Source organism: Pseudoalteromonas sp. BSi20652 (genome assembly GCF_000239855.1).
Classification (GTDB): domain Bacteria; phylum Pseudomonadota; class Gammaproteobacteria; order Enterobacterales; family Alteromonadaceae; genus Pseudoalteromonas.
Genome location: NZ_BADT01000116.1, coordinates 1 through 1,258, shown reverse-complemented (window position 1 = coordinate 1,258; position 1,258 = coordinate 1). Strand labels below are relative to the sequence as shown.

At 34.2% G+C, this 1,258-nt stretch carries 2 protein-coding genes and 1 pseudogene; all 3 read right to left on the bottom strand.

All coding sequences use genetic code 11. The features are described 5' to 3' along the window. Positions 1–14: 14 nt before the first annotated feature. Positions 15–167, bottom strand: a pseudogene (locus P20652_RS21480) (DUF600 domain-containing protein); the annotation flags it as partial. Between the two features lie 77 nt (positions 168–244). Then, on the bottom strand, positions 245–718 hold the full coding sequence (locus tag P20652_RS08230) for an SMI1/KNR4 family protein (RefSeq protein ID WP_008169198.1): 474 nt from the start codon (positions 716–718) through the stop codon (positions 245–247). A gap of 2 nt (positions 719–720) precedes the next feature. After that, the coding region (locus tag P20652_RS19525) for an HNH endonuclease (RefSeq protein ID WP_139048222.1) at positions 721–1,258 on the bottom strand (538 nt) is incomplete at its 5' end.

Sequence of the window (1,258 nt, the reverse complement as noted above, 5' to 3'; positions counted from 1 at the left end):
AAAAGCAGGTTAAATTAATACTTAACGTGTTTTGCAGCGGTTATTACTTCTTCTTCATCATTATTATCGCGTTCAAAGTTTAAGTTAAATTGGCCTTTACGCGTAATTGTAAAAATAGCGCGTTGCCAATTTTCAACTTCGTTTTTAATGGCGTGGTCAAATAAGGTACTGACCTAGGTGTTGCGGGATGTTTTTAATATCTGATTGCATGGGCTTTCCTTAGCAAGCTTTTTCAGATTAGAGTTTATAGTTCGTCATCATTGTTTTCTAGAGTAGCTAAAAATTCATGAAAATTTTCGCTAATATGCCTTATTGCTTTATCCTCATCTTCTAGTTGTGATGAAATGATAAATATGACCTCGGGCTCTGCCATTTTATAACGAAAATCAAAAGCGATTAAATTTGAGTCAAAAGTTATAGCGATAGGAACTATTTTATTTGATAAAAATTCATCTATTTCTTCCTTTTGTTCGGAGATACTATAAGTGTCAAAAGTATCATCTATTGATTCTTGGCAGTGAAGAAAGTGTGCGATTGAACTTTGTCCTTTCCCTACTTTAAAAGATGAATAAAAAGGCTTGTCTCCAAAGTGTAATTCTATGAAGTTTAAAAACTCTGACGGAAATTTAATCTGAAGTTCGCATTCGAGTTTCTTTAAGTAATCAGGATTATAAGTTGGTTTATTTTCTTCCCACAAATATGGTTCACATTTAAACATAATTAATACCCTCCTCCCCAAATAGACATACCACCAGTATGTCTAAAAGTGTCATGTGTTGTTCTATCAATAAGCTGCATTCTGCCTGTATCTTGATGATGATGCCACGTTAAACCCTTTGCTGGATCTTTTGATGGTGGCTTTTTCATTATATGTGCTACTTGTTCATTACTTAACCCTAGTGAATTGGCTAAAGTTGGATTTTTTTCTAATTGCATAGCAAGGTTCTTATTTGCTGCTTTAAAGTGTTCAGGAGCTTTACCCGAAGCTATATGGCGATCTGGTATGTGAGTATCAAATTTACTGTCAAATATTGGGAACCCATTCGAATCATACTTTAATTTTTTGCCTTTTCGATGTAGGTATCCATTTTCATCCAGATTACTCTTATTTCTAATTGTAATTGCATCAGAGGGTTGTCCACCAATAGGGATAACTTTCCCTTCTGAAGTTAATTTAGGTTTCCTTGCTGAATCATTTATTTTTACCAAACTATTAGGGTCAATAGCAGTGTCTCTGTTAACCGTTTTAGCCCCCTTT

What these genes read in the sequence shown, in the direction of transcription:
- P20652_RS08230 (WP_008169198.1), bottom strand. Translation starts at nt 718, where the DNA reads ATGTTTAAATGTGAACCATATTTGTGGGAAGAAAATAAACCAACTTAT.